Source organism: Rheinheimera hassiensis, assembly GCF_022436675.1.
GTDB lineage: Bacteria > Pseudomonadota > Gammaproteobacteria > Enterobacterales > Alteromonadaceae > Alishewanella > Alishewanella hassiensis.
Genome location: NZ_JAKUJZ010000002.1, coordinates 60,653 through 86,989 on the forward strand (window position 1 = coordinate 60,653; position 26,337 = coordinate 86,989).

Here is a 26,337-nt window from a genome sequence, read left to right on the forward strand (position 1 = left end):
TTATGTCTCATATTGAACTAATTGATATAAAAAAGAATTACCTTGGCACCGAAGTAGTCAAAGGTATTAGTGTCACTATTGATCAAGGCGAGTTTGCCGTTATTGTCGGGCCGTCTGGTTGCGGTAAATCGACCTTGCTACGCATGATAGCGGGGCTGGAAGATATCAGCAGCGGTGAGCTGCGCATTGGCGGCAAAGTGATGAACCATGTGTCGCCGGATCAGCGTGAAATTGCCATGGTGTTTCAGTCTTATGCGCTGTATCCGCACATGACGGTAGAAGAAAATATAGGTTTTGCTCTGGCATTAAAAAAAGTAGATAAAGCTGAAATTAAACGGCGGGTAATGGAGGCGGCCCAAATGCTGGAACTGGAGCATTTGCTGGAGCGTAAACCTGCTGCCCTGTCTGGCGGGCAGCGCCAGCGGGTGGCGATTGGCCGGGCTATTGTTAAGCGACCAAAAGTGATTTTGTTTGATGAGCCATTATCTAATCTGGATGCAAAATTACGCGTACAAATGCGCACTGAGCTAATGCGGTTGCACCGCGAGTTCGGTTCTACGGTGGTATATGTGACTCATGATCAGGTAGAAGCGATGACCATGGCACAGAAAATTATTGTACTGCACAACGGTTATGTATCTCAGTTGGGTAAGCCGATGCAGTTGTATCGTGAGCCGGAAAATACTTTTGTCGCGCAGTTTATCGGTGTGCCTAAAATGAACCTGCTCCGTGGCAAATTACAGGGCAACAACTTTTATTTGCAGTCTGGTCAGGTGGTAGACATTGGTAATGGCTATACCAGTGGCAACGATTTGCAATTGGGTATCCGGCCAGAGCATTTAAAACTGCAGGCTACCAGCACTCAGGGAGGGTGGACTGTTGATGTGGTTGAACGCTTAGGAGTGGAAAGCTTTGTACACCTGCATAATGCCACCATGGAACAACTGGTAGTAAGGGTTGAAGGCGACTGCGAGTTGGCTGCAGATATACAGGTAAACCTGCAATTTGATGCCGCCAGTTGCTTTCTGTTTAGTGACAAAGGCCAGCGGCTGCTGCGTAAACCTGCGATAGAGCAAGCAGCGGGGTAGGCCCCGCTGCATTAGGATGCCTGCTATGACAAGTTATCTGTCGTGATACAGCTCACAGGCTTCCAGTGTATTCTCAACTAAACTGGCCACCGTCATCGGGCCTACACCGCCTGGCACCGGAGTGATATAGCGCGCATGCTTTACCGCTGCGCCGTATTCCACATCGCCTACCAGTTTACCGCTGTCCAGCCGGTTAATACCCACATCAATAACCAGGGCGCCCGGTTTTACCCAGTCGCCCGGAATAAATTCCGGCCGGCCTACAGCTACAACCAGCAAATCAGCACGGCGTACCTGCGCTTCCAGGTTTTTGGTAAATTTGTGGCAAACCGTTGTAGTACAACCTGCCAGTAATAGCTCCAGCGCCATTGGCCGGCCAACAATGTTGGAGGCACCCACGACAACTGCATCCATACCTTTTACATTAACACCGGTGCTTTGCAGCAGTGTCATAATGCCTTTAGGCGTGCAGGAGCGCAGCGCTGGCATGCGCTGGGCTAAACGTCCAATATTGTATGGGTGAAAGCCGTCGACGTCTTTGTGCGGGTTTATGCGCTCTAAAATGGCGGATGAATCTAAGCCGGCAGGTAACGGCAGCTGCACCAGAATACCGTCTACAGTGTTGTCGTTATTTAATTTATCAATTAATTCCAGCAGCTGTTGTTCAGTGGTATCAGAGGGTAAGTCGTAAGATACAGAATGAAAGCCAACTTCTTCACAAGCCTTGCGCTTGCTGCCTACATAAACCTGGGACGCCGGGTTTACCCCTACCAGCACTACGGCTAAGCCCGGTGCTCTTTTACCTGCTGCAACCCGGGCGCGAACCTGAGCGGCAACTTTATCTTTTGTTGCCTGGGCAACGGCTTTGCCATCAATAATTTGTGCTGTCATTTGCTTACGTCTCTGCCATGATTTTACTGTGTTATATTTTCGCACAGCTACCAGCAGAACTCCATCCTGCAATGGGCACGGCACAATAGGTTCAAATAATAGGCAATCAGTTGATTTGTGCAAAAAAAGGTTTGACGCTATTGCTGGGCGGCTGTAATATTCCGCCCCGTTGCAGCAGTGCAGCAAAGTCGGTGATTGGCGCAGCTTGGTAGCGCACTTGGTTTGGGTCCAAGGGGTCGCAGGTTCAAATCCTGCATCACCGACCAATTTTAAAATGGTTTGGTATACAACATACCTGTCATTAAATTTATAGCTTGGTAGGGCTTCGATTTGCGCCCGTAGCTCAGCTGGATAGAGCAACGCCCTTCTAAGGCGTGGGTCATAGGTTCGAATCCTATCGGGCGCGCCATAACAAGCGCAAAACAGTTTCAGTGGTGGTTGTAGCTCAGTTGGTAGAGCCCCGGATTGTGATTCCGGTTGTCGTGGGTTCGAACCCCATCATCCACCCCATCTTTCTTTGAGTTCATATAGTCGGTGATTGGCGCAGCTTGGTAGCGCACTTGGTTTGGGTCCAAGGGGTCGCAGGTTCAAATCCTGCATCACCGACCATTCTCCCTTAAGTTAAATAAGCTCACTTGGTTTAGATTCTGCATCTCGGATAAATCTCCCTTCTTTAGAGTAAATGCTTTTTTACAGCAATTATCCACAGTCAGTTATTAAACAATAAAATCCAGTTCCCAAATCCTTAAATCTTATTGTATGCTGCTATTTAATATCAGATTAAGGATGATTATCTTGATAATTGCTGAAACCCCACGCTTGCGTATCCGGCATCTTACGGCTGCAGATGCTGCCTTTACTTGCCAGCTGTTAAATGAACCCTCTTTTATTGAAAATATTGCTGATCGTGGTGTGCGCTCCAAGTTAGACGCTCTGCATTATTTGGCCGAGGGGCCAATTAAAAGTTATCAGCAACATGGCTACGGCTTATTTCTGGTAGAAACCAGCGATAATAAAATACCGATTGGGTTTTGCGGACTGCTGTTTCGCGACTATCTGCAAGAAACAGATATCGGCTTTGCGTTTGCACCTCAGTTCTGGGGCAAGGGCTATGCGCTTGAGGCGGCTTCTGCAGTGCTGCATTTTGGCTACCAGAAGGCTAAACTCAGACGTATTGTTGGCCTGGTCAGTGCCGGTAATCTCCCGTCAATTAAAGTATTAACCCGCTTAGGTCTGAGTTTTGAGAAAGTAGTGCAAGTTCAGCCGTCATTAAAAGATGTTCAGCTGTATTCCTAAACGCTGACAGAAATGTAATTAAATTACAGCTTTAGTCGTTTTTGTAGGCTGCGCTTTGTGAATGGTAGGTATTCACAATGGATATAGTTAATAAATATCAATAAGTTAATCGTTGAATGTCCCTATCTTTGTTTTTCTAAACTGTAACCTCGGTGGAATCAGGTTACAGTTTTTGCTACTATAGCCGCCGGAACAACCATTGGAGGAGTTATGATTAACCCATCCTGGCGGCGGGTCGTGCTTAAAGTTGGCAGTGCCCTGATAGCGCCGGAAAACCAGGGGTGTAGTGAACAGTTCCTGCGCCCCATCGCTGAATTTATCCGGCAGTGCCGGTTACAGGGTCTTGAAGTGATCCTGGTATCATCAGGTAGTGTGGCTGCTGGCCGCCATCATTTTAATTTTCAGCATCAACGAGTTCCTATCGCACTAAAACGGGCGATGGCAGCTGTTGGCCAGAATCAGCTAATGAATTTCTGGAGCCGCTGTTTTGACTTTCCTTGTGCACAGGTATTACTGACCCACGGTGATCTGAGCGACCGGGTGCGTCACGTTAATATTCAAAACACATTAAAACGTTTACTCGACCATCAGATACTGCCTATCGTCAATGAAAACGATACGATAGCCACTGATGAACTAAAAGTAGGCGACAACGACAATCTGGCTGCTATGGTAGCTACGGTTGCTAACGCAGATGCTTTAATTATTTGTTCTGACGTTGATGGCCTGTATACCGCAGATCCAAACAAAGACCCAACAGCCAGCCTGATCCCCGAGGTGCGTATTATTGACCAGCGTATCTATACTCTGGCCGGTGGTGCTTCATCTAAAGTGGGTACCGGCGGTATGTACACCAAAATTGAAGCGGCGGAAAAAGCTGCTGCACATGGTATAGATACCGTTATTATTGATGGCCACAAACCAGACGGTTTTCAGTGTATTTTAGCGGGTAAAAATCCGGGCACCATTTTTTATGGTCACGCTAAGCCCCTACCGGCTAAAAAACATTGGGTGCGGCACACACTCAGAGCCAAAGGCGAGATTTGGGTCGATGATGGCTGTGTCGAAGCTTTATGCCGCCAGGGTGCTTCATTGTTGTGTAGCGGTATAGTAAACATTAGCGGTGAATTTGATTCAGGTGATGCCGTTCTGGTGCGCTGTGCTTCTGGTAAGCGTAAAATTGCCAAAGGTGTCAGCCGTTTTAGTGCCAGCGAATTGTTTTCTATTAAAGGTCAACAAAGCCGCGATATCGCTTCTTGCCTTGGCTATTGTCCAACGGGTAGTGATGCGGTGATCCATCGCAGTGAAATGATGTTACTGGAGAGAATATGACTACCGATGTCGCGGCAACGATAGCCGCTAAAGCGTCACAGGCAGCTAAAGCTGTAGCAAATTTGACGACAGAGCAGAAAAACTTTGTCCTGCAGAGTATGGCAAACCACATCCGTAATGCCAGCGCTGCAATACTTGATGCGAATAAAGATGAAGTGGCCACGGCCAGTGCCAATGGCACTAGTGCAGCTATGCTCGACCGTTTAACACTGAATCATGACCGTATTGATGCCATGGCCAAAGCCATAGAGCAAATTATAGCCTTGCCGGATCCGGTTGGCGCAACGCGGCATATTGAACAGCGCCCAAACGGCATTAATATCGAAAAGCGCCGCATTGCACTGGGCGTTATTTGTATGATTTACGAAGCACGGCCTAATGTAACTGCCGACGCAGGGGCTTTATGTTTTAAATCCGGTAATGCGGTTATTCTGCGCTGCGGCCGTGAGGCTATTCAAACCAGTCTGGCCATAGCGGCGGCGATGCAACAAGCGCTGCGCGAACATGATTTGCCCGATGAAGTCGTTAGCATAGTGCCGGATCCTGATCGTGACTTAATGCTGGCACTGTTAAAACAGGATCAGTATATCGATTTGGTGATCCCACGTGGTGGTGAAGGCTTAATCCGCTTTGTTACCGAGCACAGCCGTATTCCGGTTATTCAGCATTACAAAGGTGTCTGTCATCTGTATGTTGACCAAAGCGCCGATTTAACTATGGCACTGGGGTTATTGCTTAACGGCAAAGTACAGCGGCCCGGTGTGTGTAATGCGCTCGAAGGCTTATTGGTAAACAAGCACATTGCCAGTGATTTTCTGCCGTTAGTAGCCAATGCGCTGGCACAACATGATGTTATTGTTCACGCCTGTAAAAACAGTATCGGTTACTTTAATCAGGCGCAGCCGATTGCTGATAATGAGTTTGGTCAGGAATATCTGGCGCCGGAAATCGCTATCCGGATGGTAGATGATCTGGATGCCGCCATGGCCCACATTGACCAGTTTGGCAGCCAGCATACTGAGGTTATTTGCACAGCCGACCAGGCTAAGGCAGAGCGCTTTATCCGCCAGGTAGATTCTGCCGTGGTCATGCACAATGCCTCGTCACGTTTCTCTGATGGTGGTGAGTTAGGCTTAGGTGCTGAGATTGGTATTTCTACCAGTAAGCTGCATGCTTACGGCCCTATGGGCCTTGAAGCGCTAACGACTGAAAAATATGTGGTAACCGGCAGCGGCCAAACCCGTAGTTAACAGCCGTCACTGCAGAGAGAAATTAACGCAGCAATAGTAATTTACTGACTATGCTGCGTTTTTTATTTTGTCGGCATACTGTCTTAGTACGGCCTTGTTAAGGGCTCGACGTCAGACATTTACCCCGCTATAATGCCGCGTCCTATTTTATAACAGGTCTGGTTCAGTGCTGCGTTTTGATACCAGATCACACTAGTAAGGCGTTAATTACACGCCCGTTTTTGAATTTGAGGTAACAAGATGCAAGTTTCTGTGGAAACCACTCAGGGTTTAGAGCGCCAAGTAACTATCACTGTTCCGGCCGACAAAATTGACTCAGAAGTAAAAAGCCGTTTACGTGATCTGGCCAAGCGTCAGCGTATCGACGGTTTCCGTCCGGGCAAAGCGCCGGTAACACTGATCCAAAAGCGTTATGGTCTGGCAGTATTGCAGGAAGTTGCCGGTGAGCAAATGCAGCGTCATTTTTATGATGCCATTATTGCCAACAAACTGACTCCGGCAGGCTCACCAACTTTCGCTCCTGGCCAACTGGAGCAAGGTAAAGATTTAGAATTTAAAGCCACTTTTGAAGTGTATCCGGAAGTGGAAGTTAAAAACCTGGATAAAATTGAAGTAAGTAAGCCCGTTGTTGAGATTGCCGATGCCGATTTAGACAAGATGCTGGATACCCTGCGTAAACAACACGCTAAGTGGGAAGAGGCCACAGGCAAAGCGGCAATCGGCGATCGGGTAATTATTGATTTCGTAGGTTCTATTGACGGTGAAGAGTTTGAAGGCGGTAAAGCCACTAACTTCACTTTAGAGCTGGGCCAGGGCCGTATGATCCCAGGTTTTGAAGACGGTATCGTAGGTAAGAAAGCCGGTGAGCAAGTTACTGTTGATGTTACTTTCCCGGAAGAATACCACGCCGAGAATTTAAAAGGTAAAGCGGCAAGTTTTGCTGTTACGGTAAATAAAGTAGAGCAGCAGGTACTGCCTGAACTGACTGACGAATTTGCCACCTTGTTTGGTTTAGAAACTGCCACTGTTGATGCACTGAAAGTAGAAGTGCGTAAAAACATGGAGCGTGAACTGAACCAGAATATCAAGGCTAAAGTAAAAGATCAGGTGATCAAAGGTTTACTGGCTAACAACGACGTAGACGTACCACAAGCACTGATTGCTGGCGAAGTAGACGTACTGCGTAAACAGGCTCTGCAGCGTTTTGGTAATAACGTGGATCCTAAGCAATTACCAGAATTGCCAGCGTCACTGTTTGAAGAACAAGCCAAAGATCGCGTAAAAGTAGGTTTGTTGCTCGGTGAAGTTATCAAAACGAATGAACTGAAAGTAGATGATAAAAAGGTTCAGGCGTTAATTGAAACTGTTGCTTCTGCTTATGAAGATCCGCAAGAAGTGGTACAGTACTACAACAGCAATAAAGAGCTGTTACAAAGCATGCGCAATGTAGCACTGGAAGAGCAAGCCATTGAAGTTATTCTGGCAGGCGCTAAAGTGACTGAACAAAAAGCGGCTTTTGACGAGATAATGAACCCGCAAGCCGCCAACTAACGTTGACTTATTTTGGCTTGACGGCTTTAATGGCTCGGACAACAGTTCGGGCCATTTTATTTTCTGCAACAGCAAAACCCAGCTATTTAAAGGGAACTCTGAAATATGTCTATGCCGCAACATTTAAATGATCTTGTCAGCGCACTGGTACCTATGGTTATTGAGCAAACCGCCAAAGGTGAACGGTCTTATGATATATATTCGCGCCTGTTAAAAGAGCGGGTAATTTTCTTAACCGGCCAGGTCGAAGATCACATGGCCAACCTGATTGTGGCGCAATTATTGTTCTTAGAATCAGAAAATCCGGAAAAAGACATCTATATTTATATTAACTCGCCAGGTGGCTCTGTTACCGCTGGTTTGTCAATTTACGACACCATGCGTTACATCAAGCCAGATATTGCTACGGTATGTGTCGGCCAGGCGGCTAGTATGGGCGCATTTTTATTATCTGGTGGTACTAAAGGCAAGCGTTACTGTTTACCTAACGCACGGGTGATGATCCATCAGCCGTTAGGTGGTTTCCAGGGCCAGGCTACTGATTTTGAAATTCATGCCCGGGAAATTTTAAGCATTAAAGAGAAATTAAACCGCTTAATGGCTGAGCACTGTGATAAAAGTTATGAGCAGGTTTGCAAAGATACTGAGCGTGATAATTTCTTAAGTGCGCAGCAAGCCTTGGATTATGGCCTGGTAGATGCCATATTAACCAATAGAGAAACGAAGTAATCATTTTAGGCAGCCCTGCGTTACAGGGCTGCACCGTAGTGAAAGAGGTAGTTACATGTCTGATCACCGCACTGACGGCGATAAGAACGGTAAACTGTTGTACTGTTCTTTTTGTGGCAAATCACAGCATGAAGTGCGTAAGTTGATTGCAGGCCCACAGGTTTATATTTGTGATGAATGCGTTGATTTATGCAATGACATCATCCGCGAGGAAATTAAAGACATTTCCCCGAAACGTGATGCCGACAAATTGCCGGTGCCGCGTGAGATCCGTAATCATCTTGACGATTATGTCATTGGTCAGGATCATGCGAAAAAAGTGCTGGCAGTGGCGGTGTATAACCATTACAAACGCCTGCGCAGTGCACAGCATAAACAAGATGTTGAGCTGGGTAAGAGTAATATTCTGCTGATAGGCCCTACCGGTAGCGGTAAAACCTTGCTGGCCGAAACGCTGGCCCGTTTACTCGATGTACCTTTTACCATGGCTGATGCGACCACCCTGACCGAAGCCGGTTATGTCGGGGAAGATGTCGAAAACATTATTCAGAAGCTACTGCAAAAATGTGACTACGATGTAGAAAAAGCCCAGCGTGGTATTGTTTATATCGATGAAATCGATAAAATTTCGCGTAAGTCAGATAACCCGTCTATCACCCGTGATGTATCAGGTGAGGGCGTGCAGCAAGCGCTGTTAAAGCTGATTGAAGGTACTGTTGCCTCGGTACCACCGCAAGGTGGCCGTAAGCATCCACAGCAGGAATTCCTGCAGGTTGATACCTCAAAAATTCTGTTCATTTGTGGCGGCGCTTTTGCCGGCTTAGACAAAGTGATTGAGCAGCGCTGTGCCAAAGGTTCAGGTATTGGTTTTGGTGCTGAAGTGCGCAGCAAAGAAAGCACGCGCAGCTTAAGTGAGTCTTTCCGTGATGTAGAACCGGAAGATTTGGTGAAGTACGGTTTAATTCCGGAATTTATTGGTCGGTTGCCGGTTGTTGCCACCCTAACTGAGCTGGATTTAGCGGCCTTAGTGCAAATTCTCAGTGAGCCGAAAAATGCTCTGGTGAAGCAATTTGCGGCGTTATTCGCGATGGAAGAGGTAGAGCTGGAGTTCCGGGAAGACGCACTAAAAGCCATTGCACAAAAAGCAATGGAGCGGAAAACCGGCGCCCGTGGTCTGCGTTCTATTGTTGAAGGTGTGCTGCTGGATACCATGTATGAACTGCCGTCAATGCAGGATGTGTCAAAGGTAGTGATTGACGAAACCGTGATCCGCGGTGAGAGTGACCCTATTTTGATTTATCAGAGCAGTGAGCCCGTTGCGGCTGAGTCGCATTAATCCTGTCACAGGAAAAAAAAGGAGCTGAATCAGCTCCTTTTTCGTATATGTAATTGAAGTTTTTAAAACGAACCCCATATACTGAAACATATTCGCGCCTGCAGTAACTAAATTCGAGAGAGAATCAATGACATCAGAACACGCTGAACGTTTGCATATGCCGGTGCTGGCACTGCGCGACGTTGTCGTCTACCCCCATATGGTTATCCCACTGTTTGTTGGTCGGGCGAAATCGATTAAATGCCTTGATGCAGCCATGGAAAACGACAAACAAATTTTCCTGGTTGCGCAAAAAGATGCCACGCTGGATGACCCGGCAGCGACTGATCTATATGAAGTAGGGACGGTTGCGACGATTTTGCAATTATTAAAACTACCCGACGGTACCGTTAAAGTATTGGTAGAGGGCAGCCGTCGCGCCCGTCTGGCTGAATTTACAGAGACAGACAAAGCCTTTGCGGCCTATGTTGATATTATCGAAACTGCGGAAGTAGACAGCCGTGAGCAGGAAGTGTTTCTGCGCTCTGCTATTAATCAGTTTGAAGGTTATATCAAACTGAATAAAAAGATCCCGCCAGAGGTATTAACCGCGCTGACCGGTATAGATGAACCTGCACGGCTGGCCGATACTATGGCCGCGCATATGCCGTTAAAAGTGGAAGATAAGCAAAAAGTGCTGGAAATCTTCGACGTGACCGAGCGGCTTGAATATCTGATGGCGATGATGGAGAGTGAAATTGACATTCTTCAGGTAGAGCGCCGTATTCGCAGCCGGGTGAAAAAGCAGATGGAGAAAAGCCAGCGCGAGTATTACCTGAACGAGCAAATGAAAGCTATTCAGCGCGAACTGGGTGAGCTGGAAGATGCGCCGGACGAATTTGAAACGCTGAATAAAAAAATTGAACAGGCACAAATGCCACAAGAAGTGGCAGATAAAGCCCGTAGCGAGCTACAAAAGCTGAAAATGATGTCGCCAATGTCGGCAGAAGCTACAGTGGTGCGCAGCTACATCGACTGGCTGGCCAATGTGCCGTGGAAAAAGCGCAGCAAGGTGAAGAAAAACCTTGCGGTGGCCGAGCAAATTCTTAACGCAGACCATTATGGCCTGGAAAAAGTAAAAGAGCGCATTGTTGAGTATTTAGCCGTGCAGCAACGGGTGAATAAGTTAAAAGGCCCAATCCTTTGTCTGGTTGGTCCTCCGGGTGTGGGTAAAACGTCACTGGGCCAATCGGTTGCTAAAGCGACCGGGCGCAAGTACGTGCGGATGGCGCTGGGCGGCGTGCGTGATGAAGCTGAAATTCGTGGTCACCGTCGTACTTATATTGGTTCTATGCCAGGCAAAATTATCCAGAAAATGGCTAAAGTTGGTGTGCGTAACCCACTATTTTTACTTGATGAAATCGATAAGATGGCATCAGATTTTCGTGGTGATCCGGCCGCAGCGCTGCTGGAGGTGTTAGATCCTGAGCAAAACACGTCATTCAGTGATCACTATCTGGAAGTAGATTACGACTTATCCGATGTAATGTTTTTCGCAACGTCCAACAGCCTGAATATTCCTGCGGCGTTGCTGGACCGGATGGAAGTGATTCGTCTGGCCGGTTATACCGAAGATGAAAAGCTGAATATCGCCAGGCAGCATCTGATCACCAAGCAAATTGGCCGCAATGGTTTAAAAACCAGCGAAATTGTGATTGAAGATAGCGCCATTATCGGCATTATCCGTTATTACACCCGCGAAGCTGGTGTACGTAGTTTAGAGCGTGAAATCTCCAAATTATGCCGCAAAGCAGTTAAGCAAATATTACTGACCAAAGACTTAAAGCAGGTGGTGATAAACCAGCAGAATCTGGAAGATTACCTTGGTGTGCAGCGTTATGACTATGGTAAAGCCGAAGATAGCAACCGTATCGGCCAGGTAACAGGTTTAGCCTGGACTGAAGTAGGCGGCGATTTACTGACCATTGAAGCGGCGTCGGTGATGGGGAAAGGCAAACTGACCTTTACCGGTTCACTGGGTGATGTGATGAAAGAGTCTATCCAGGCGGCGATGACAGTAGTTCGTAGCCGTGCAGCAGGCCTGCGTATCAATGAAGACTTTTATGAAAAACGCGATATTCACGTGCATGTACCGGAAGGTGCCACGCCAAAAGATGGCCCCAGTGCCGGTATTGGCATGGTAACGGCGTTGGTATCGAGCTTAACCGGTAATCCGGTGCGGGCTGATGTTGCCATGACCGGTGAAATTACGCTGCGTGGTGAAGTATTACCCATTGGTGGCTTAAAAGAGAAGCTGCTTGCAGCGCACCGAGGTGGTATTAAGCGGGTACTTATTCCACATGACAACGTGCGCGACTTAAAAGATATCCCAGATAATGTGAAAGGTGATATCGAAATTTGCGCCGTAAAATGGATAGACGAAGTGCTTGAACTGGCTTTACAAGAGCCGTTGGAGCGTGTTTCAGTGGTTGAAACGGTAAAAAATCCAGCAAAAAGCAAAAAAACGGAAAAAAATCCTGCATAGGGGCTTTTCATTCCTGTTGGCTGTGCTAAGTTATGGAAAGTTTCGACCAAGCCCTTGTTATACAAGGGCTGCAGTCAAAGCCAGAACTATTAGTTTTGCTGCTTTTTTGCTTGCAAGCGTGAAAAATGCTTGTTATAACGATGAAGCTCACTTACAGAACTAATGAAGTGTAGTTGTTGAAAATAATAACAATTGAAGGGGATGATATTGTGAACAAGTCTCAACTTATCGACAAAATTGCTGCTGGTGCAGACATTTCTAAAGCAGCAGCAGGTCGTGCTTTAGATTCGTTCATTGATGCTGTTACCGAAGCTCTTAAAGAAGGCGACTCTGTAGCATTAGTTGGTTTTGGTACTTACAGCGTACGCGAGCGTGCAGCCCGTACTGGCCGTAACCCACAAACTGGTGCAACTATTCAAATCGCGTCTGCGAAAATTCCTTCTTTCAAGCCTGGTAAAGCGTTAAAAGACGCCTGTAACTAAGCTTTAGTTTGGTACAAACACAGTGCCAGTTTTGGGAGTACATTGTAGTTAAGCTTGGCCGGTTAGGTTCTGATTAACTACAAAAGGCTGCTTAATACGCTAACCACAGTCTCCCAAAGGCTTCTCTAAAAAAAGCGCATCTGTTAAGATGCGTTTTTTTTTACGGCAACCAAGATGCGTTTTTGTTGCCTCCCAGCCGTTAAAGATGAATAAAGAGATCGTGCTAAGATGTTAGAGAGAATCAGAGAAGGCTCGCAGGGAATCATTGCCAAGTCTATTTTAGGCTTAGTGATCCTGACGTTCGCATTAGCAGGTGTTGGTAGTTATTTAAGTACGCCTGCCGAAGTTAATGTGGCAGAGGTTAACGGTGAAAAAATTAGCCGTGAAGACTTTGACCAGGCATTTCAGAATGAGCGGTCACGACTGCAACAGCAGTTTGGCGAAATGTACGCGACCCTTGCAGCCGATAGCGCTTATATGAATAATTTTCGCAGTGAAGTGCTGGAACGTCTTATCGACGAAACCCTGCAAAAGCAATTCGCTGCAGAGCTAGGCTTGCGTGTCAGTGATGATCAGGTGCGTGAAGCTATCCGCGGCATGACAGAATTTCAGGTAGATGGTCAGTTTAATAATGACCGTTACCAGGCGCTACTGCGCCAGGCCGGTTATCAGCCGGATCAGTTCCGCGAGCTGATGCGCGAGCAAATGTCGCGTAATCAACTATTAGTAGGCTTATTAAGCAGTGAGTTTGCTACAGTCAAAGATATGCAGTTGCTGGCTAAGTTACAGCAACAAAGCCGCGATATTGAGTTTGTGCGTATCGCTGCGGCTGACTTTGCCGACAAAGTTGAGCTGACTGAGCAAATGCTGCAAGACTATTACACAACTAATATGCAGCAATTTGAGACTGAACAAAAAGTTGCCATTGAGTATGTGGAATTATCAGCCGCGGCGCTGGCGTCAGATACCGATGTTACTGAGCAGCAACTGGTTGAATACTACGAAGCTAACAAAGCCCGTTATACCCGCGATGAACGTCGGCAGGTTGCGCATATCATGCTTGAAGCCGAAGAGGATGACGCTGAAGTCGCTGCAAAAGCTGAAGCTATTTTACAGCAGTTAAAAGCCGGTGCTGATTTTGCCGAACTGGCTAAAACAGAATCTGCTGACACCTTCTCTGCGGAAAACGGTGGTGTGCTGGACTGGCTGGCTGCCGGTGATGTTGACCCTGAATTTGAACGTGTTGCTTTTGGCATGACGGAAACAGGTGAACTGAGCTCTGTGGTTAGAAGTGCTTATGGTTATCACATCATTAAGTTAGTTGCTTTGGAACCGGCGCAGGTTCAGGAATTGGCAGAAGTATCGGCAGATATTGCTGAACGTATCAAGCAAGATGCAGCTACTGCAAAATTTTATGAATTGCAGCAACGCTTAGCCGAAGTGAGTTTTGAAGTGCCGGATACGCTGGAAGATGCAGCTTCGGCAGTGGACATGAAGGTTATATCAACGCCTTTATTTAGCCGTAATGAAGCGACAGAGCCTTTGTCCGCTCCCGCGGTAATGAGTAAAATTTTCGATAGCGGCTTTATTGAAGAGCGCTTAAACAGCGAGATTATTGAGCTGGATAACCAACGTGCCATTGTTGTGCGTGTTACTGATTACCAGCCAAAACGTACACTGTCGCTGGAGGAGGTTAAAGCTGAAGTTGAAGCGTCTGTTCGCGCAGAGCAAAGCTCGTTGTTAGCCAAAGCAAAAGGCGAAGAGATACTGGCAGCGGCAGCACAAAGCAGTTTAAAGGCTCAGGCTGAGCAAGCATCGCTGACGCTGGAACAAGCTACAGATACACCACGTTTTGGTGGAACTCTGGACGCGCAAATTCGAGCTAAAGCTTTTGCTATGCCTCGCCCGGCAGATAAACCGACTATTGAGCTGGCCACACTGGCAAATGGTGATACTGCACTGGTATCGGTGCTGGCAGTGAAAGATGCCGAAGTGACAATGGTGCCTGAACCTGCTCAGCTGGATCGTCTGGCAGAGCAGCAGGCCGAACAGTATTACCGTGCGGTAATTGCAGCGTTAAAAGCCAAAGCGGAAATAAGCCGTAACCTGCGCGAAGCGGTAACGGATACTGAATAACAAAGATACATTGATAAAAAAACCGTGGCTTGCCACGGTTTTTTTATGTAATAGCGCTATTAATTAGTTTGCGGCTGTAGTCATGCTCAGCGTGAGCAAATACATGCGCAGTGTTACCGTAATCGAGCGCTTTACCCTGATGCAACACCAGTAAATCGTCAGCAATATGGCGTACCAGCCGCAAATGGTTGGTGATCAGTAAGTAAGCCAGACCGGATTTTTGCTGTAACTCCAGCAACAGGTTAACAATTTGCGCCCGCAGTGATGGGTCCAGTGCGGTAAGGGCTTCATCTAAAATAAGTAGTTTAGGGTCAAGGATCAGGGCTCTTGCCAATGCTACCCGTTGCAACTGGCCGCCGGAAAACATGTGTGGGTAATATTCGCTGTGTTCATCCAGCAAACCGAGCTGTTTTAATGTCTGGCGTATTTTTAACTTGCGCTGTTGCGGGTCCAGCACTGTGCTGAAGCGCAAGACGTCGTCCAGCATCTGGCCTATTTTCTGGTGCGGGTTTAATGATTTAGCCGCATCCTGAAAAATAAACCGGATAACATGATTGTACTGCCGGTAGTGGCTTATTTTAACGTGCTGGCCTGCCAACAGGATATCGCCGCTGTCTGGTTTTTCAATTCCTACCAGCAGTTTTGCCAATGTGCTTTTGCCTGAGCCGGTTTCACCGACAATAGCCAGAGTTTTACCTTCTGACAGTGTAAAGCTGATGTTTTCCAGAGCGATAACGCTGCGCTGACTGAACCAGCCAGTCTGTTTGCGATAGGTTTTACACAGATCTTTGACTTCAAGCAGCGTGTTCATACGTCTTTTTTACCGGTTAAAGGAAAATGGCAACTGTAGTAATGATTTTGCAAACGCTCCAGTGTTGGCGTTTTTACACATTCTTTGCGTGCATTGGGGCAGCGCGGGCCAAGACGGCAGCCTATGGGTAAATGTTGCAGCACCGGAATACTGCCCGGTAGCGCATACAAGGGGGTTTTAGGCTGCAGATTAGGCTGAAATTCCGGCACGCTTTTAATCAGGGCATGGGTATAGGGATGATACGGATGTTTGATAATACTGGCAGTTTCGCCGGCTTCAACCAACTGGCCACAGTACAGTACACTCAGGCTTTGGGTGTAACGGGCTATACTTTCCAGCTCATGGCTTATAAGCAATACTGAGGTGCCTTTTAGCTGGTTAAAACTTGCCAGCAGACGAAATAATTGCGCCTGGGTGGTACTTTCCAGTGCCGTGGTCGGTTCGTCAGCAATCAGTAGTTTCGGGGCTTTGGCAATCGCCATAGCGATCATAATTTTCTGGCAAACGCCTTCAGACAGCTGGTAAGGATAGCTTTGCAATACTGCTTGGTGGTCACGTACGCCTACTTTGTGCAGTAAACCGATAACTTTGCGCCGGCGCATATATGCGCGTTTCCACCAGGGGCCTTCCAGCAGATGATCGGGAATAGCCTCTTCGAGTTGCTCCAGTATTGCGGCGGTAGGGTCAAGACTACGGCTGGGCTCCTGGTATATCATGGCAATATCACGGCCGATCACTTTACGCTGCTGGTCGTAGGGTAAACGTAGTAAATCCTGGCCACACCAGTTAAAGCGGTCGGCATTGACCAGCCAGCGCTTGTTTAGCACGCCAACAATCGCTTTGGCGATTAAGCTTTTACCTGAACCAGATTCACCCACCAGACCACGGGTTTCGCCCTCGCGCAAGCTAAGATTAACTCTGTCGACTGCACGAATTAACCCGTCCGGGGTTTTCAGCTCTATGGTCAGGTTTTTTATATCAAGTAACAGCATTAGTTTTCCCGCCGCTTTTTCATGGCGTTACGAAGGCCATCGCCCACCAGATTGACCGACAGTACTGCAGTAAAGATCAGTAGCCCCGGTAGTGCTACGCCGGCAGGCGCAACATAGATAAGATCCAGCGAGTCGGCAATAATAGCGCCCCATTCTGCAGTAGGAGCCTGAGCACCAAGCCCGAGAAAGCCCAGCGCAGCGATGTCCAGAATAGCAGTTGATAGTGCCATCGTTGCGGTTACGGTAAGCCGCTCCCAGATATTGGGTAAAATAAGCCGGGTAAGCACCTGCCAGTTGCTGGCGCCGTCTAAACGGTATGCGGTGACATAATCCTGATTCAGCTGCTCAGCTATAGCATTACGGATGCTATGGACAAATTGTGGCAATAAAGCCAGCATAATGGCCCACAGCGTATTTATCAGGCCAGGACCAAGTATGGCTACGATAATGATCGCCAACAGCAGAGAGGGGATAGTCAGCGCCAAATCGAGCACATGGTTTAATGCACTGGATTTTACGCCCTTGCTCATACCTGCCAGTACACCGAGCAACAAGCCTATCAATAAAGCGCCTACTACTGTGATAAGGGCAATACCAAAGGTATAACGGGCTCCTACCAGCATACGTGAGAACATATCGCGGCCAAGATCATCGGTACCAAAGGGATATTGTACCAATCCCTGCTCGGACCAGGACGGCGCAATTAGCAATAGGGCATCGTTTTGCAGGTAGGGATCATGTGGTGTCAGTAATGGCGAGAGCAGCGCCAGCAGAAAAAACAGAATAAACAAAACCAGCCCGGACATGGCACTGTGCTGGCGGGCAAATTCACGCCATAGCAGTAATAGTGGTGAACGGGCTTGTTGCTCATCTGGCAATAAACGAAAGCGGGCCATCTCAACGCTTCCTTGCTAAAGGGTTAAACAGCGTATGCAGAATTTCCGTCAACATATTTACACTGATAACCAGGGTTGAGATAACCAGCAAACCCGCCTGTATAGCCGGGTAATTGCGCTGATAAATGCTGTCTATCAGCCAGCGGCCAATACCGGGCCAGGAAAAAATAACTTCAGTAATCATCGCCAGCGTTATAAGGGTACTAAATTGCAGACCTATCTGGCGGATAACCGGCAATAGGGCGTTACGCAAAGCATGCCGGTACAATACTTGCGCCCGGTTAAGCCCTTTGGCGCGTGCGGTTTTTATATAACTTTGTTCCCAGACATCCAGCATAGAATCCCGGGTAAAACGGATCATCACGGTGGTGGGGAAGGTTGCCAGCACTATCGTTGGCAGCAATGTGTGGCGCAGTGCATTAAGCAGAGCTTCTGTCTGATGCTGGCTGTTGGCCAGCAGAATATCAGCCAGCATAAAACCGGTAACATGCGGGATTTCATATAAGACGCTAATGCGACCAGCCGTCGGCAACCAGCCAAGGCCGATTGAGAACAGCATAATCAGTAGCAGTGCCCACCAGAATATCGGTATTGAATAACCTGCTATCGCCAGTGCTGAAATAATACGGCTGACAATACCCTCTGGTTTTATCGCGGCAATAATACCCAGTGGAATGCCGACAAAAAATGATACCAGCAGAGCGTAAGCTGCAAGTTCCAATGTCGCTGGAAGCAGTATTTTAATTTCTTGTAGCAGCGGTTGTTTACTGGCAAAAGACAGGCCCCAATCGCCACTAAAAATACGCTGCAGGTAGGCTATATACTGTTGTATATAGCCGCTATCTAAGCGGTACTCTGCCGTTAATTGTGTTGCCATTTCAGCAGAAATATCTGTCATGCCGGTAAAGTTTTGCAGCGTATTGCCCGGAAACAGATACCCCAGGCTAAATGCCAGTATACTCAGAGCAATAAAAACAAAAGCCAGTAAGAACAGACGGCGCAGTAAATACAGGATCATTTAACATCCTTAACGGCTGTTGCCAGCGATATACCGCCGTAAGGGTTAATGTCAATGCCGCTGATGTCACTGTTAAGCGCCTGAAAGCGCTGTGAATGAGCGATACTCAGCAGCGGCATTTGTTCGGCCAGATATTGTTGGGCAGCCATGTAGTAACTACGACGTTGCTTTTGATCCGATGTCAGCAATGCCTGGCTGATAAGGCGATCAAAGTTAGCATCGCACCAGTTGGCTCTGTTAGTGCCGGTTTGGGCGGCACTGCAACTTAGCAGTGGCCGGAAAAAGTTATCCGGATCGGCATTATCGGCCGACCAGCCAATCAGCACAGAATCGTGCTCGTTATTACTCAGTTTGCGGCGAAAACTGTTCCACTCGTAAGATACTATTGTGGCCCTGACGCCAATTTGCGCAAGATCTGCCTGCATCATTTCGGCCATTTTCAGTGCATTGGGGTTATACAGGCGTTGCACCGGCATTGCCCAGATATCCATACTAAAGCCATTGGCATAGCCTGCTTCGGCCAGTAATGCTTTAGCCTGGGTCTGATCAAAAGGTAATTGTGGCAACTCAGCATTATAGGCCCAGGAAGTTGGCGGTAATACAGAGTTTGCCGCTGTGGCATAACCAAAATACACCGCCTGTAAAATGGCTTCGCGATTAATTGCCATCGCCAGTGCCAGCCGTACTTTGGCATTGTCAAAAGGTGGTTTGGCGGTATTAAATGCCCAGAAGCCCACGTTCATACTGGTACTTTCCTGCACGTCGACATCTGGCCGCTGGCTGATAAGGCCAAGCTCTGCTACCCGTGGAAAGGCCACCACATCACATTCGTGGGTGAACAGTTTAGCCATACGCCGGGCGTTGTTTGGCACTATGTCAAACACCAACTGCTCCGGTTTTGCCAGCTCGCGCCAGTAGGTCTTGTGGCGGTAATATCGTATCAGTACGTCTTTTTGGTACTCTTTAAAGCGAAACGGCCCGGTACCAACCGGATGGCTGTCAATACGGCCGGGTTGGCCTTGAGCAAGCACAGAAGCGCCGTATTCTGCAGATAAAATGGCGGCAAAATCAGTAGCAAGATTGGATAAAAACGAGCTATCCGGCCTGCTTAACTCAAACCGTACAGTATTGCTGTTGACAGCAATTACACGCTCAACCAAATTGGCCCAGTCAACACTTTGAAAAAACGGGTAGTTACCGCCGCCCTGATAATGAAAAGGATGGCTTTTATCCATAATACGGTTGAAGGTAAATACCACATCGTCGCTGTTAAATGCCCGGCTGGGGCTAAAGTATTCGGTTTGATGAAACTGCACATCCGGACGCAGCGTAAACTCATACACGGTGCCGCTGTCATTCACTTGCCAGTGGGTAGCCAGTAAGGGTTTAAGCTCGCCGCTTTGCGGGTCAATATCCAGCAGGCGGTCATATAATTGCTGGCTGATAGCATCAATAGTCGTGCCGGAAGTGACCAGTTGCGGGTTAAACGACTCTGGCGAGCCTTCAGAGCAATATACTAAACCGCTGCGCACGGTTTCAGGCAACTGCGGCTGACAGGCACTTACAACGGTTGCCATCAGCAGAGACAAAAAACGGCGCCTGGGTGCTGAGCGTATTATCTGGCTAAAGCTAACGTTCATGCTTGCTGGCTTTCCAGTAACTGATATTTTTTCATATAGCCACGTAGCTGATGATAGGTCAGATTCAGCAGTTCAGCCGTTTTTTTCTGGTTGTATTGGCTGGCAGCCAGTGCTTGTTTAATCAGGTTGACCTCAAAATCCTGCGACAGAGTTTTAAAATCCTGCACCTGGTTAAAATCGAACTGGTTACTCTTTGTTGCAACTACAGCAGTGGTAGCAACAGGCAACGTGTTGGTGTTTTCCTGTACCGGCAAGGCTTGTGCCTGCGGGCGCGGAGCTTTAATGCGCTGTCTTGGCCGGTAAGGTGATTCAAAAGGGTCTAACTGAATGTCGTGCACCGGAACATAAGCATTATTAGTGCGGTATACGCTACGCTCTACCACGTTTTTCAGTTCGCGCACATTACCGGGCCAGTCGTAGTCAAGCAGGGTGCGCTTGGCTTTTTCACTAAAACCACTGAATAGCTCAAAGCCCAGTTCGCGGGCCATATTAATGGCAAAATGTTCGGCCAATACCATAATGTCTTCCTGACGTTCACGCATCGGCGGTAAAGTAATAACATCAAACGCCAGCCTGTCCAGTAAGTCAGCACGGAATTCGCCCAGCTCGGCTAATACCGGTAAATCTTCGTTAGTCGCACAAATCAGCCTGACGTCTGTTTTTATCGAACGGCTGCCACCTACGCGTTCAAATTCGCCATATTCAATTACCCGTAACAGTTTTTCCTGCACTAACCCTGGGGTGTTCGCCAGCTCATCGAGAAACAGAGTGCCGCCATGAGCCCGCTCAAAACGCCCTTCATGGCGTTTACTGGCGCCGGTAAAGGCACCGGCTTCGTGGCCGAATAATTCACTTTCCAGCAGGTTTTCATTCAGTGAGGCGCAGTTAAGTGTAAGGTATTGCTGATCCCAGCGTTGCGACAAAAAGTGCAGACGGGCTGCAATCAGTTCTTTACCAGTACCACGTTCACCGATAATTAATACCGGCTTGTCTAAGGGCGCTATTTGTGAGACCTGATCCAGCACATTAAGAAAACTGTTAGACTGGCCCACCAGATTATCTTGTTTGAATTTTATGCTCATGGCGTGCTATTTGTTAGTTAAATTGGCTAATTAGTAGTGTATTTCATAATATCCGTCAGCAGAAGCTTTAACGCAAAATAAATAAAAATGGATACTAATCATTGGTTTAAAATAATCTGCAAAGTTGGCAAGGAAACTGAATAGATTAGGTTGTACTAAACCAGTCATTTAAGAGGTAAATATTATGGGTATTTTTTCACGCTTCTCAGACATAGTGAACTCAAATATCAACGCGCTGTTGGATAAAGCCGAAGATCCGGAAAAAATGGTCCGCTTGATTATTCAGGAAATGGAAGACACTTTAGTAGAAGTACGTTCTTCTTCTGCTAAAACCATCGCCGAGAAAAAAGAGTTGCAGCGGGTGGTAAACCGTTTGCAGGAAGAAGTAGCCGACTGGCAGGCTAAAGCCGAGCTGGCGCTTAGCAAAGAACGCGAAGATTTAGCACGCTCTGCGCTGATTGAGCGGCAAAAAGCGTCTGATCAGGCTAATGCAGTGGCAGCTGATATTACTAATCTGGACGAGCATATTAGCAAGCTGCAGGACGAAGTAGCACAGCTGCAGGAAAAGCTGGCGGATGCCAAAGCACGGCAGAAGTCTATGTTGATGCGCCAGCAAACAGTGGCATCACGCCTAGAAGTGAAAAAGACGCTGGACAGCAACCGTATTAACGATGCGATGTACAAGTTTGAGCGTTACGAGCAGAAAATTGATACGCTGGAAGCCCAGGTTGAAGCCTATGACTTAGGTAAGAAAACCCTAAAGGATGAGTTTGCTGAACTGGCTGCACAGGACAAAATTGACAATGAACTGGCGGCATTAAAGGCTAAAGTTAATCAGAAAGATCAAGACGCCTGAGCAGCAGGCGTTTAGGAGTAACTCATGGATTTGTCAGAAGTCATTGGTGTACCAATTATCCTGTTTATGATTTTTGTGGCACCGATCTGGGTAATCATGCATTACCGCAGCAAGAACAAAATGGGGCAGGGGTTGTCAGATCAGGAACTGTTACAGTTAAATGATCTGGCACACCGGGCAGAGAAAATGGCCGATCGCATTAAAACGCTGGAAGCCATTTTAGATGCAGAAAGTCCGAAATGGAGGTCTTCACATGACTAAGCTTAAGCGTGAACTGTTACGTGATGATGCCAATGGCAAGATAGCCGGCGTATGCGCCGGTATCGCCGACTACTTTGGCTGGGAGCTTTGGTTGGTGCGTATCATTACCGTATCTGCATTTTTTCTTGGTGCCGGCGGTTTGGTATTAGTGTTGTACATAGCAGCCTGGGTGGTGCTGGAAAAAAAGTCCAAAGCCGCCTTCAGAGCAACAACTACGGCTGATTTAAGCCCGGCAACAGAGAAGGTGGTAGAGGTGAAAACCCGGTTATGGCAGCGCGGCGAGGCACCAAAAGACGCGCTGCAACATTTAACCAATCAGTTTAACGGACTGGAGCTGCGTTTGCGTGATCTTGAGCGCCACGTTACATCAGCTAAATTTCAGTTAAATCGCGAACTTAACAGCCTCTAGGGTGGTAAGCCTTAGCTTATGAATGTATTTAAGCATCTTCAACATCAAAGGCGCGAGCTGACAGGCCGCGCTTTTGATCGTCATTTACGCCTAGGGGTTACCGGGCTTAGTGGCTCAGGTAAAACAGCATTTATTACCTCATTGGTACATCAGCTGACGCAGGGCGATCAGCCGTCTAATTTGCCATTTTTTGATGTGGTACGTGAACAACGTTATCTGGGCGGGCGTTTGGCAAGCCAGGTCCTGGCTGTACCGCGCTTTCCACTGGAGCAAAACCTGCAATATCTGCAGCAAGACCCACCAGCCTGGCCACCATCAACCACGGGCTGGAGTCAGTTAAGCCTGCAACTGCGCTATAAGGCCGCGTCAGGTTTGCGCTCTCACCTGCAAAGTCACAGCGAACTGGCGCTGGATATTATCGATTATCCCGGGGAGTGGTTACTGGATTTACCGATGCTGGATATGAGTTATGCCCAGTGGTGTGAGTTTAGCTGGCAGTTGTTTGCCAAAACCCATCGCAGTGCAGCGGCACAACCGTTTGAACAATTACTGCAAAAAACCAATTTGCAGGATGCCAGCGAATTACATCTGCAGCAGCTTACTGACAGCTACAAGCAGTTACTAACACAATTTCATCAAACGCCCGGTGCTTATTTGAATCAGCCTGGCCGTTTGCTGGTGCCGGGGGTATTGTCTGGCGCCCCTATGCTGCAGTTATTTCCATTGTTACCGCAGCAGGCAGAGCAACCTTCTGCCCTGGCAACCCAGTTAGAGCAGCACTACGATAGCTATCGTAAACATGTGATCAAGCCGTTTTACCAGCAACATTTTTCAGCGCTTGACCGTCAGGTTATTCTGGTCGATTGCCTGTCGGCACTGAACGCCGGTTATGCGGCTATTACCGAGCTGCAACAGGCGCTGCGGCTTATTTTACAAAGCTTCAATTATGGCCCGTCCAGCCTGTTAAGCCGGTTGTTTAAGCCAAAAATCAGTAAAGTATTATTTGCAGCCAGTAAGTCTGATCATGCTACACCCGAGCAACACAAGGCCCTTACTTTGCTGTTACAACAGTTATTACAACAGCCGCTGAAGAACAGCCAGTATCAGGCTGCTACCACTGAGGCCATGGCGATAGCAGCAATACGGGCCAGCAGCAGCGGTTTTGTGCAGGCTGACGGTTTGGCACAGCCTTGCATCAGCGGTACCGGGCTGGATCAGCAGGCACTGACCTATTTCCCCGGCGACATACCTCCAACCGTGCCGCCTCAAGCGGTGTTTGAACAACACAAGTTTGCTTTTTTACCGCTGCGGCCGCTGCCGTGGAATGACACTCAGGCTTTACCTCATGTGCGGATGGACCATGTACTGCAGTTTATCCTTGGAGACAAATTACGATGAGCGAATTAAAGCAAGCCCGTCATTTTAGCCAGCCGAAGCTGACGCCAGCCGCCGTTGAGTTAAAAAGTGCCAGTTACTACCACGATGACAACTTTGTTAGTACGCCAGCAGCAGAGCCTGCCAAGCCAGTAAAAACCAACCGCTGGTGGTGGCGCTTGTCAGCGGTAACCTTGCTGACTATTGTTGTGCTGTCGGTTTGGCAGTGGGGTGTAATGGTGCAACACAGCTGGCAGCAAAGTGTGCTGCAAGGCGGCCTGTTAAGCCTGGTTACTCTGGCAGTGCTGGTGTTACTGACAAGCCTCATCTGGCGTGAAGTGAAGCTATGGCGCCGTTTAGCCCGCAACCGGCATTGGCAGCAAAGCGCGCAGCGTATCCGCCACAGCGTACAATTTGGCGAAGCACACAAGCTGTGTCAGGCGGTGGCGGCCAGCTTGCCAGCAAGCCCTGACATTAGCGCAGCAATAGACCAGTGGCGCGCAGCAATAAAAGATGAGCATAGCGATGAAGAACAGCTGGCGCTGTTTGAACATTTTGTTTTGACCGTGCTGGATAAACAGGCACAGCAAATCATTTATCGCGCTGCTACAGATACCAGCATGGCGGTGGCAATCAGCCCCTTTGCGTTGGCCGATATGATAGTAGTGTTGTGGCGTAGCAGCCGTTTGGTGCGTGAACTGGCGCAGCTGTACGGTGGCGCTATAGGCCAGTTACGCAGTATGGTGCTGTTAAAGCGGCTGTTTGCAGCGCTGCTATGGGCTGGTGGCTCAGAGCTGATGTTGGATATGGCCTCTGACGTTATTGGCAGCGAGTTAACGGCTAAGTTATCGGCCCGGGCCGGGCAGGGGGTGATTGCCGGTTTATTGGTCGCCCGCCTAGGTAATCTGGCACAGCAACAATTACGGCCACTACCGGTAACGGCTGCAGCCAAAGTCAGTATTAAATCACTTGGCCGTGCTTTATTACAACGTTTTAGCACTGCTGCGCAAACTAAAGCTGACAGTACCGGATAAACTTTGCTGATACCGCCAGACTGCAAGATGTCTGGCGTGCTTCCATTAATATTAGTTTCTGCTATTTGTTACAGCGACTTTAACTTTCAGTAGCAGTAACTTTATGCATGACAATAATAAAAAAGCCGAAACCCTGTGTATTCACGCCGGTAAAGAAAAAAATCAACACGGTACTTTAGCCACGCCGCTGTACCAAACCTCCACCTTTATTTTTGATAACGCCGAGCAAGGCGCGGCCCGTTTTGCCGGTGAAGCTGAAGGCTATATTTATACCCGACTGGGTAACCCGACCACCCGTGAGCTGGAGCTAAAAATAGCGGCGCTGGAAGGCATGGCTGATGCCGCCGCCACGGCTACCGGCATGGGCGCTGTTGCAGCCAGTACTATGGCTTTTTTACAGCAGGGCGATCATTTAATTGCCAGTAAAGCCATTTACGGCTGCAGCTTTGCATTGTTTAACCATATGTTTGCCCGTTACGGCATTGAAGTTAGCTTTGTCGATATGACAAACCACGCTGCAATTGAACAAGCCCTTAAACCTAATACCAAAATGCTGTTTGCTGAAACGCCAATAAATCCGAATCTGGTGGTGCTGGACCTGGCCTTTCTTGGTGATTTTTGCCAGCGCCATCAGCTGATTTCAGTGATAGACAATACCTTTCTTACGCCGTTGCTGCAAAAGCCAGCCGATTACGGCATTAATATCGTGATCCACAGCGCTACCAAATACCTTAACGGCCATGGCGATGTGGTAGCGGGACTGATTGTAGCGGATAGCGAAACTATTAAAACCATCAAACTGACCACATTAAAAGACATGGGTGCCACTATTAGCCCACATGACGCCTGGTTGATTATCCGCGGTTTAAAAACGCTGTCGGTGCGGCTGGAACGCCACTGCAGCAATGCGCAGACGGTAGCAGAATATCTGCAGGCACATCCTGCGGTGCGCGAAGTGTTTTATCCGGGTTTGCCATCGCACCCTGGCTTTAAGTTTATTGGTAACCAGATGAAAGCTGCCGGTGGCGTGCTGGCGTTTGAGCTAAATGCTAGTCTGGACGACAGCCGCTATTTTATTAATCAATGTAACTTGCTTAGCCTGGCGGTAAGCCTGGGCGATGCCGAATCACTTATTCAACATCCGGCGTCGATGACACACAGCCCTTACACTGCAGAAGAGCGGCAGATGGCAGGCATCAGTGATGGTTTAATCCGTGTTTCAGTAGGGCTTGAACATGTTGACGACATCATCGCCGATCTGGCACAGGCGTTGGATAAAATGCAGCAACGCCAGCGTTAAGTCGCCAGCCTTGTAAGGCTATGTTTACGCCAGAGTAGCCAACTTTAGG

The 26,337-nt window shown here is 48.1% G+C and carries 23 protein-coding genes and 4 tRNA genes; 20 read left to right on the top strand and 7 right to left on the bottom strand.

Annotated elements, in window-relative coordinates; translation table 11 throughout:
* Positions 1-2 precede the first annotated feature (2 nt).
* Positions 3-1,088 carry an ABC transporter ATP-binding protein gene (locus MJX74_RS03120; protein WP_240220837.1) on the top strand — a complete coding sequence of 362 codons (1,086 nt, stop codon included), beginning with the start codon at positions 3-5 and terminating at the stop codon, positions 1,086-1,088.
* A gap of 33 nt (positions 1,089-1,121) precedes the next feature.
* On the opposite strand, the gene folD is transcribed toward MJX74_RS03120, so the two are convergent.
* Positions 1,122-1,979 (bottom strand): bifunctional methylenetetrahydrofolate dehydrogenase/methenyltetrahydrofolate cyclohydrolase FolD, encoded by an 858-nt coding sequence (folD, locus tag MJX74_RS03125; protein ID WP_240220838.1) that lies wholly within the window; start codon positions 1,977-1,979, stop codon positions 1,122-1,124.
* 189 nt (positions 1,980-2,168) lie between these two features.
* Here folD and MJX74_RS03130 point away from each other — a divergent pair.
* The 13 genes from MJX74_RS03130 to MJX74_RS03190 all read left to right on the top strand — a co-directional run bounded on the left by MJX74_RS03130 (position 2,169) and on the right by MJX74_RS03190 (position 14,615).
* Positions 2,169-2,245: transfer RNA gene (locus tag MJX74_RS03130), tRNA-Pro, on the top strand.
* A gap of 66 nt (positions 2,246-2,311) precedes the next feature.
* Positions 2,312-2,388, top strand: a tRNA-Arg gene (locus MJX74_RS03135).
* A 25-nt stretch (positions 2,389-2,413) separates the two neighbouring features.
* Positions 2,414-2,489: transfer RNA gene (locus MJX74_RS03140), tRNA-His, on the top strand.
* Between the two features lie 22 nt (positions 2,490-2,511).
* Positions 2,512-2,588, top strand: a tRNA-Pro gene (locus MJX74_RS03145).
* A 186-nt stretch (positions 2,589-2,774) separates the two neighbouring features.
* Complete coding sequence (locus MJX74_RS03150) at positions 2,775-3,275, top strand: GNAT family N-acetyltransferase (protein WP_240220839.1); 501 nt, start codon at positions 2,775-2,777, stop codon at positions 3,273-3,275.
* A gap of 210 nt (positions 3,276-3,485) precedes the next feature.
* Entirely contained in the window at positions 3,486-4,607 is a 1,122-nt protein-coding gene (gene proB / locus MJX74_RS03155; RefSeq protein ID WP_240220840.1) for a glutamate 5-kinase, read from the top strand.
* A complete protein-coding gene (locus tag MJX74_RS03160; RefSeq protein WP_240220841.1) occupies positions 4,604-5,857 on the top strand; it encodes a glutamate-5-semialdehyde dehydrogenase in 1,254 nt (417 codons plus the stop codon). The genes proB and MJX74_RS03160 overlap by 4 nt, the downstream gene beginning before the upstream one ends.
* A 240-nt stretch (positions 5,858-6,097) precedes the next feature.
* Positions 6,098-7,408 carry a trigger factor gene (gene tig / locus MJX74_RS03165; RefSeq protein WP_240220842.1) on the top strand — a complete coding sequence of 437 codons (1,311 nt, stop codon included), beginning with the start codon at positions 6,098-6,100 and terminating at the stop codon, positions 7,406-7,408.
* Between the two features lie 105 nt (positions 7,409-7,513).
* A complete protein-coding gene (gene clpP, locus MJX74_RS03170) occupies positions 7,514-8,137 on the top strand; it encodes an ATP-dependent Clp endopeptidase proteolytic subunit ClpP (RefSeq protein ID WP_240220844.1) in 624 nt (207 codons plus the stop codon).
* 55 nt (positions 8,138-8,192) lie between these two features.
* A complete protein-coding gene (gene clpX / locus MJX74_RS03175; RefSeq protein ID WP_215397185.1) occupies positions 8,193-9,473 on the top strand; it encodes an ATP-dependent protease ATP-binding subunit ClpX in 1,281 nt (426 codons plus the stop codon).
* 127 nt (positions 9,474-9,600) lie between these two features.
* The gene (gene lon, locus MJX74_RS03180) at positions 9,601-11,997 is read left to right on the top strand and encodes an endopeptidase La (RefSeq protein ID WP_240220846.1); all 2,397 of its coding nucleotides are present in this window, start codon (positions 9,601-9,603) and stop codon (positions 11,995-11,997) included.
* Positions 11,998-12,206: 209 nt separating this feature from the next.
* A complete protein-coding gene (gene hupB, locus MJX74_RS03185) occupies positions 12,207-12,479 on the top strand; it encodes a nucleoid-associated protein HU-beta (RefSeq protein ID WP_008220336.1) in 273 nt (90 codons plus the stop codon).
* A 228-nt stretch (positions 12,480-12,707) separates the two neighbouring features.
* The gene (locus tag MJX74_RS03190) at positions 12,708-14,615 is read left to right on the top strand and encodes a SurA N-terminal domain-containing protein (RefSeq protein WP_240220848.1); all 1,908 of its coding nucleotides are present in this window, start codon (positions 12,708-12,710) and stop codon (positions 14,613-14,615) included.
* A 43-nt stretch (positions 14,616-14,658) separates the two neighbouring features.
* Here the strand turns inward: MJX74_RS03190 and MJX74_RS03195 are convergent, their stop codons facing one another.
* The 6 genes from MJX74_RS03195 to pspF are packed head-to-tail and all read right to left on the bottom strand — an operon-like array spanning position 14,659 to position 21,054.
* Positions 14,659-15,426: an ATP-binding cassette domain-containing protein gene (locus MJX74_RS03195; protein ID WP_240220850.1), complete on the bottom strand. Its 768-nt coding sequence runs from the start codon at positions 15,424-15,426 to the stop codon at positions 14,659-14,661.
* Positions 15,423-16,418 carry a peptide ABC transporter ATP-binding protein gene (locus MJX74_RS03200; protein ID WP_068229974.1) on the bottom strand — a complete coding sequence of 332 codons (996 nt, stop codon included), beginning with the start codon at positions 16,416-16,418 and terminating at the stop codon, positions 15,423-15,425. Before MJX74_RS03200 ends, MJX74_RS03195 begins: the two co-directional genes overlap by 4 nt.
* Entirely contained in the window at positions 16,418-17,314 is an 897-nt protein-coding gene (locus MJX74_RS03205) for an ABC transporter permease subunit (protein ID WP_068229983.1), read from the bottom strand. Before MJX74_RS03205 ends, MJX74_RS03200 begins: the two co-directional genes overlap by 1 nt.
* Before the next feature lies 1 nt (position 17,315).
* Positions 17,316-18,332 carry an ABC transporter permease gene (locus MJX74_RS03210; RefSeq protein WP_240220852.1) on the bottom strand — a complete coding sequence of 339 codons (1,017 nt, stop codon included), beginning with the start codon at positions 18,330-18,332 and terminating at the stop codon, positions 17,316-17,318.
* Positions 18,329-19,921, bottom strand: a complete 1,593-nt coding sequence (locus MJX74_RS03215; RefSeq protein ID WP_240220854.1) for an ABC transporter substrate-binding protein — start codon at positions 19,919-19,921, stop codon at positions 18,329-18,331. The genes MJX74_RS03210 and MJX74_RS03215 overlap by 4 nt, the downstream gene beginning before the upstream one ends.
* Positions 19,922-19,968: 47 nt before the next feature.
* On the bottom strand, positions 19,969-21,054 hold the full coding sequence (pspF, locus tag MJX74_RS03220) for a phage shock protein operon transcriptional activator (protein WP_240220856.1): 1,086 nt from the start codon (positions 21,052-21,054) through the stop codon (positions 19,969-19,971).
* A 184-nt stretch (positions 21,055-21,238) separates the two neighbouring features.
* On the opposite strand from pspF, the gene pspA reads away from it, so the two are divergent.
* From pspA to MJX74_RS03250, 6 genes are all read left to right on the top strand, one after another.
* A complete protein-coding gene (gene pspA, locus MJX74_RS03225; RefSeq protein ID WP_240220857.1) occupies positions 21,239-21,910 on the top strand; it encodes a phage shock protein PspA in 672 nt (223 codons plus the stop codon).
* 24 nt (positions 21,911-21,934) lie between these two features.
* Complete coding sequence (gene pspB / locus MJX74_RS03230) at positions 21,935-22,171, top strand: envelope stress response membrane protein PspB (protein ID WP_068229994.1); 237 nt, start codon at positions 21,935-21,937, stop codon at positions 22,169-22,171.
* A complete protein-coding gene (gene pspC / locus MJX74_RS03235; RefSeq protein WP_240220858.1) occupies positions 22,164-22,580 on the top strand; it encodes an envelope stress response membrane protein PspC in 417 nt (138 codons plus the stop codon). The genes pspB and pspC overlap by 8 nt, the downstream gene beginning before the upstream one ends.
* An 18-nt stretch (positions 22,581-22,598) precedes the next feature.
* A complete protein-coding gene (locus MJX74_RS03240; protein WP_240220859.1) occupies positions 22,599-23,978 on the top strand; it encodes a YcjX family GTP-binding protein in 1,380 nt (459 codons plus the stop codon).
* The gene (locus MJX74_RS03245) at positions 23,975-24,988 is read left to right on the top strand and encodes a TIGR01620 family protein (protein WP_240220860.1); all 1,014 of its coding nucleotides are present in this window, start codon (positions 23,975-23,977) and stop codon (positions 24,986-24,988) included. The genes MJX74_RS03240 and MJX74_RS03245 overlap by 4 nt, the downstream gene beginning before the upstream one ends.
* A 103-nt stretch (positions 24,989-25,091) precedes the next feature.
* Complete coding sequence (locus MJX74_RS03250) at positions 25,092-26,288, top strand: trans-sulfuration enzyme family protein (protein WP_240220861.1); 1,197 nt, start codon at positions 25,092-25,094, stop codon at positions 26,286-26,288.
* The last annotated feature ends 49 nt before the right edge of the window (positions 26,289-26,337 follow it).